At 60.8% G+C, this 5730-nt stretch carries 5 protein-coding genes and 1 pseudogene; 4 read left to right on the top strand and 2 right to left on the bottom strand.

Annotation, left to right across the window (positions count from 1 at the left end):
- Nucleotides 1-130: pseudogene (locus tag AC1D0Z_RS14960) on the bottom strand (NADPH:quinone oxidoreductase family protein); the annotation flags it as partial.
- 166 nt (nt 131-296) lie between these two features.
- On the opposite strand from AC1D0Z_RS14960, the gene surE reads away from it, so the two are divergent.
- From surE to rlmD, 4 genes are all read left to right on the top strand, one after another.
- A complete protein-coding gene (gene surE / locus AC1D0Z_RS14955; protein WP_477659014.1) occupies nt 297-1094 on the top strand; it encodes a 5'/3'-nucleotidase SurE in 798 nt (265 codons plus the stop codon).
- Nucleotides 1091-1948, top strand: a complete 858-nt coding sequence (locus tag AC1D0Z_RS14950) for a protein-L-isoaspartate(D-aspartate) O-methyltransferase (protein ID WP_477659013.1) — start codon at nt 1091-1093, stop codon at nt 1946-1948. Before surE ends, AC1D0Z_RS14950 begins: the two co-directional genes overlap by 4 nt.
- A 139-nt stretch (nt 1949-2087) precedes the next feature.
- Nucleotides 2088-3014, top strand: a complete 927-nt coding sequence (locus AC1D0Z_RS14945; RefSeq protein WP_477659012.1) for a peptidoglycan DD-metalloendopeptidase family protein — start codon at nt 2088-2090, stop codon at nt 3012-3014.
- Between the two features lie 216 nt (nt 3015-3230).
- Nucleotides 3231-4691 (top strand): 23S rRNA (uracil(1939)-C(5))-methyltransferase RlmD, encoded by a 1461-nt coding sequence (gene rlmD, locus AC1D0Z_RS14940; RefSeq protein WP_477659011.1) that lies wholly within the window; start codon nt 3231-3233, stop codon nt 4689-4691.
- A 71-nt stretch (nt 4692-4762) separates the two neighbouring features.
- Here rlmD and AC1D0Z_RS14935 read toward each other — a convergent pair whose 3' ends face one another.
- The gene (locus AC1D0Z_RS14935; RefSeq protein WP_477659010.1) at nt 4763-5452 is read right to left on the bottom strand and encodes a Bax inhibitor-1/YccA family protein; all 690 of its coding nucleotides are present in this window, start codon (nt 5450-5452) and stop codon (nt 4763-4765) included.
- Between the last annotated feature and the right edge of the window lie 278 nt (nt 5453-5730).

Below are 5730 nucleotides of genomic sequence, written 5' to 3'. Positions count from 1 at the left end.
GGTCGGGGAAATTCAGGCTGGCGGCCTTGATTTCGATCAGCACTTCGCCCGCCCTTGGTTGCGGTGTGGGCAACTCTTTCCAGGTCAGGGCGTCTATGCCGGTGGGGTTTTCACAAAGCCAGGCTTGCATGGGGATGTCTCCGTTTGGAAGGAATGCTGCGACAGGTACAGAATAARCAGAAGAAGGGCCGCCAGCGGAACGAGGCGGCGCCTTGCTTGCATCATAGGCAAAGCGGCAGGTTTTGCGATGTCCGGCAGGGCTCAGGCTGTCGCAGCCGTGACCGTAAAATCAGTCCATGAAAATCCTCATTTGCAACGACGACGGTTACCAGGCCTCCGGCATCATTGCCCTCTACGAAGCGCTTAAAACCGTTGCCGATGTGGAGGTGGTGGCACCCGAGCACAACAACAGTGCCAAATCCAATGCGCTGACCCTGCATTCGCCGATGTACGTGCAGACGGCGGCCAACGGCTTTCGCTACATCAATGGAACACCTGCAGACTGCGTGCATATTGCGCTGACCGGTTTGCTCGGCTACCGGCCCGACCTGGTGGTTTCAGGCATCAATAATGGCGCCAACATGGGCGATGACACGATTTACTCCGGAACGGTAGGCGCGGCCATGGAAGGCTACCTGTTCGGCATTCCCGCCATCGCGTTTTCCCAGACGGAGAAGGGCTGGGCGCACATTGACGTGGCCGCCCGGCGAGCGGCCGAACTGGTGCAGCAGCTGATGCCCATGCTGGAGACCGTCGCCGAAGGCGCGGAGCCAACGGTGCCGCCCTGGCTGCTCAATGTGAACATTCCCAATTTGCCCGACGATGAGATTCAGGGCGTGAAAGTGGCCCGGCTGGGGCGGCGCCATGCCGCTGAGCGCGTCATCGTACAGACCAGTCCGCGCGGTGAAACGATGTACTGGATAGGCGGTGCCGGGCCTGCAAAAGAGGCCGGTGAGGGAACTGATTTTTATGCCACCAGCCAGAAATTTGTGTCCATTACCCCGTTGCAGGTGGATTTGACCGATCATGAGCGTCTGCCCTATTGGGCACAGACCGCCGCCCGGCTGACCCAGTCGCATCAAAAAACTGCATGAAATCCAGCCTCAAACCGCCGTTCAATCCCACGGCCAAAGCACCGGTTGCGGCAAGCCGCCCGGCGTTTCCGGTTCGCCTCAAACCCGATGCGGGCGTCCCGTCTGCTGCAAAATCAATAGCTGGTAGCGCCCGACCAGAGCGCTCTGCAGGCCAAAACGTCTCAAGAAAACCAGTTGCCTCCGCGGCGCCTGCGTTGCCTGGCGGTGTCGGGCTTGATTCGCACGCCGTGCGCGCGCGCATGGTGAGCAAGCTTGCCGCACAGGGCGTCTCCGATGTACAGGTGCTTGCCGCCATGGGGGCCGTCGAACGCCACCGCTTTGTCGACACCGCGCTGGTCAACCAGGCCTACGAAGACACCAGCCTGCCGATCGGGCTGGGGCAAACCATTTCAAAACCCAATGTCGTGGCCCGAATGCTGGAGCTGCTGCGCCACGGCGTGGCCGGAAAACTGGGGCGGGTGCTTGAAATCGGCACCGGCTGCGGCTACCAGGCCGCGGTGCTCAGCCATCTCGCGGCGGAGGTCTACAGCATTGAAAGGCTGCGCGGCCTGCACGACAAAGCCAGAGAGAATTTGCGAACTTTACGCCTGCCCAATGTGCACCTGCTGTTTGGTGATGGCATGATGGGCTACGCCAAAGGCGCGCCCTATGCTGCCATCATTGCAGCTGCCGGCGGAGAGGCCATTCCGCAGGGCTGGATTGAGCAACTGGCGGTAGGGGGCAGGCTGGTGGCGCCGATGCAAACCGCCGCTGGCGCCCAGGCGCTGGTGGTGATCGACAAAACCCCACAGGGCGTGAGGCAGACCCTGCTGGAGGCCGTTCATTTTGTGCCTTTAAAATCGGGAACAAGCTGATATCCGGCCCCTGCAGGGCTCGGACCGGTAAACCGACACAGCGGTGACAGCAACCGAATCATTCGACTACCCCTTCATCCAACCTCCAATCATCCAGTTAACCAATCCGCATACAGTCAGATTGATGACGAAAGAACCAATGAATCAAACCGTACGGCTCAACAGGGCAGAGTTTGTGGAAGCCGCAGGCGCAAGTCGTGGCGCCCGCTCAAGGCTCGGCAGGCTGGCCTTGCCATGCGCCCTGGCGGCAGCGTTGCTGCTGGCTGCAGGCTGCACCACACGTTCTTCCACCCATGCCCCGGTTGAAGACCGCGGCACCGGGCTGTCGCGATCCACGCCAGGCGCTGTGGACACCGGCAACGTCAAACAGCTGCCCGGGTTTGAAAACGCCGGAAAACCCGGCTATTACACCGTCAAACCCGGTGACACCATGATTCGCATCGGCCTGGAAAACGGCCAGAACTGGCGTGACATCGTGCGCTGGAACAACCTTGAAAACCCCAACATCATCGAAGTGGGGCAGGTACTGCGTGTGGTGCCGCCGAGCAGTGAAAACCCCCTTGTCGTGACCCGCCCGGTGACGTCCGGCTCGGTCACCACGTCAACCACATCCACCACACCGGCCCAGGCAACCAGTGCAGCGCGTCCCGCATCCGCACCGGCAGGTGCCAGCCCGGCACCCGCGGCAACGGGCGAGGAGGACATTGCATGGATCTGGCCTGCGCAGGGCACGATGCTGGCCGGTTTTGACGAAGCCAAAAACAAGGGCCTGGATATTTCAGGCAAGGCGGGGGACCCCGTCATTGCTTCCGCCGACGGACGTGTGGTGTACGCTGGCGCCGGACTGCGCGGTTATGGCAACCTGATCATCCTCAAGCACAACAACACCTTCCTGACGGCCTATGCGCATAACCAGACCCTGCTGGTCAAGGAAGACCAGAGCGTGAAGAAGGGGCAGAAGATCGCCGAGATGGGCAACAGCGATGCGGACCGCGTGAAACTTCATTTCGAGATTCGCCGCCAGGGCAAGCCCGTCGACCCTTCCAGGTACCTGCCTGCCCGGTAAGCGGCATTCCATCCACAGAAAGGAGCCTCGCGTTTGCCAGGCTCCTTTTTTATTTGTACCTTCCTCGCTGAGGCCGGGCATTTTCCCGAGCAGATATGGCAGGGAAATGGCTTGCAGGCAAGGCTGAGCGGGCGCTACCAGCTATCAATTTTGTAGCGCACGTTTACGCGAAGGCGTGAGTCAAAAAACGGTGCCCCAGCCTGAGACAATTGATGCATGACAGAAGAAAGCCAGAACAAGCAGCCAGCTGCAGCGACAGAATACGCGCCGGACATGCTCGAGGTCGAATCGCTCGACATTGAGGCCCAGGGAATAGCCCACAGGGCGGATGGCAAGGTGGTTTTTATTGAGGGCGCCTTGCCTTTCGAACGGGTAACCGCCAACGTCTACCGCAAGAAAAGCAGCTTTGAAAAAGCCATGGTGATGGCCATTCACCGGGAGTCGTCCCAGCGCGTGCGCCCGGCGTGCCCGCATTTCGGCATGCACACAGGCGCCTGCGGCGGCTGCAAGATGCAGCATCTGCATGTGGGGGCGCAGGTGGCCGTGAAGCAACGTGTGCTCGAAGACAATCTCCAGCACATCGGCAAGGTCAAGGCCGACAACCTGCTGCGGCCCATTGAAGGGCCTGCCTGGGGATACCGTTATCGCGCGCGACTGTCGGTACGTTACGTCCGCAAAAAGGGCGCCGTGCTGGTGGGCTTTCACGAGCGAAAAAGCGGTTACGTGGCCGACATGACCGAGTGCCATGTGGTGCCCCGGCACGTGAGCGACATGCTCGTGCCGCTGCGCGAGCTGATCGGCAGCATGGATGCGAAGGAAACCCTGCCCCAGATCGAACTGGCCTGCGGTGACGAGGTCACGGCCATGGTGCTGCGCCATATGGAGCCCTTGAGCCCCGGCGACCTGGTGCGCCTGAGGGCCTTTGCCGCCCGCAACCCCGGCCTGCAATGGTGGCTGCAGCCGGGCGGGCTTGACACGGTCAAGCTGCTGGACGACGCAGTGCAGGAACTGAACTACAGCCTGCCGGAATTTGACGTGGTCATGCCGTTCAAGCCGACCGATTTCACACAGGTCAACCCCCACATCAACCAGGTGCTGGTCTCCCGCGCGCTACGCATGCTGGCGGTGCAGCCGGATGAGCGGGTGATCGACTGGTTTTGCGGCCTGGGCAATTTCACCCTGCCGCTGGCCACGCGCGCACGCGAGGTCCTGGGCATCGAAGGCAGCGAAGTCCTGGTCGCTCGCTCACGCGAGAATTTTGAAAGGAACAGGCCTGCATCCCGCGTCCGCCGTGCGCTGGCAGCTACGAAATTTGTAGCGCGAAACCTGTTTGAAATGACGCCGGCCATGCTGGTAAAGGACGGGCGAGCCGACAAATGGCTGGTGGATCCTCCGCGGGAAGGCGCTTTTGAGCTCTTCAAATCCCTGGCGGCGCTGCACCAGCAGATCGTCAGCGGTATCCCTTGTGACGATGGCCAGCAGCAGCAGAGCCTGGCCCTGAACGGCTGGGCGCCGCCGCAGCGCATTGTTTACGTAAGCTGCAACCCGGCGACCCTGGCACGGGATGCGGGCGTGCTGGTGGACAGCGGGGCTTACCGTTGCACGGCGGCCGGGGTCGTCAACATGTTCCCGCACACGGCCCATGTGGAGTCGATTGCGGTGTTTGAACTACTTTGACCCGGCTGCGTGCGCTGAGCAGAAATAAAAAAGGAGCCCAAGGGCTCCTTTTTTTGCGGGCGCTGGACGGGTTAGTCCCGGTCACCACCGAAGATGCCCAGCAGGGCCAGGAGGCTCTGGAAGATGTTGAACAGGTCCAGGTAAATCGCCAGGGTGGCGCTGATGTAGTTGGTTTCGCCGCCGTCGATCACCTGCTTCAGGTCATACAGCAGGTAGGCGCTGAAAACCGCGATCGCCAGGGTACTGATGACTGCCATCAGCATGGTCGAGCCGACAAATACATTGATGACGGCTGCCACCAGGATCACCAGCGCACCGGCAAACAGCCACTTGCTCATGCCGCTCAGGTCGCGCTTGATGACGGTGGCCAGGCTGGCCATCACGAACATCACGCCAGCCGTGCCCGCAAAGGCCGTCATAACCAGCGAGGCGCCGTTGCTGAAGCCCAGCACCATGGCGATCATGCGCGAAAGCATGAGACCCATGAAGAAAGTAAAGCCCAGCAGCACGGGCACCCCAGCGGCCGAGTTCTTGGTTTTCTCAATGGCAAAGATGAAGCCGAATGCGCCGCCGAGGAACACGATCAGACCCAGTCCGCCCGTTAGGGAGCGTGTAATGCCCGTCGCCACACCCAGCCAGGCACCCAGCACGGTGGGTAGCAGGCTCAGGGCCAGCAGCCAATAAGTGTTGCGCAGGACCTTGTTGCGTTGCTCGACGCTGGAGGCAACGCCGTAGTCGAGGGTTTGAACATTGTCAGTCATGAAAGTCGTCTCCGAGGCGCCAGCAAATGCGGGCAAGATTATTTTAGGGTGCATTGCCATTTTTCCAGCCCTCACTCCCTACTTTTTGTAAGGGTTCTATAAGCTAATTTGGCGGCAATGCGGGCRAAGGGCGGCCTCAAATTTGCGTATGCTCGGTGTCTTTGCCAACAAACTCCGGAAATCCTGAAGACCATGAAATCAAAAGCAGTGCTTGAACTCGCCGACGTCAAAACCATCGCAGCCGCCGCCGAGGCCGAAGCCCTCAAGAACAACTGGGC

The organism is Polaromonas sp. P1_E3 (assembly GCF_056405935.1).
This window is presented reverse-complemented; position numbering and strand designations above follow the sequence as displayed.

Coding starts and splice junctions, on each gene's coding strand:
- surE (WP_477659014.1), top strand. CDS start 297: ATGAAAATCCTCATTTGCAACGACGACGGTTACCAGGCCTCCGGCATC.
- AC1D0Z_RS14950 (WP_477659013.1), top strand. CDS start 1,091: ATGAAATCCAGCCTCAAACCGCCGTTCAATCCCACGGCCAAAGCACCG.
- AC1D0Z_RS14945 (WP_477659012.1), top strand. CDS start 2,088: ATGAATCAAACCGTACGGCTCAACAGGGCAGAGTTTGTGGAAGCCGCA.
- rlmD (WP_477659011.1), top strand. CDS start 3,231: ATGACAGAAGAAAGCCAGAACAAGCAGCCAGCTGCAGCGACAGAATAC.
- AC1D0Z_RS14935 (WP_477659010.1), bottom strand. CDS start 5,452: ATGACTGACAATGTTCAAACCCTCGACTACGGCGTTGCCTCCAGCGTC.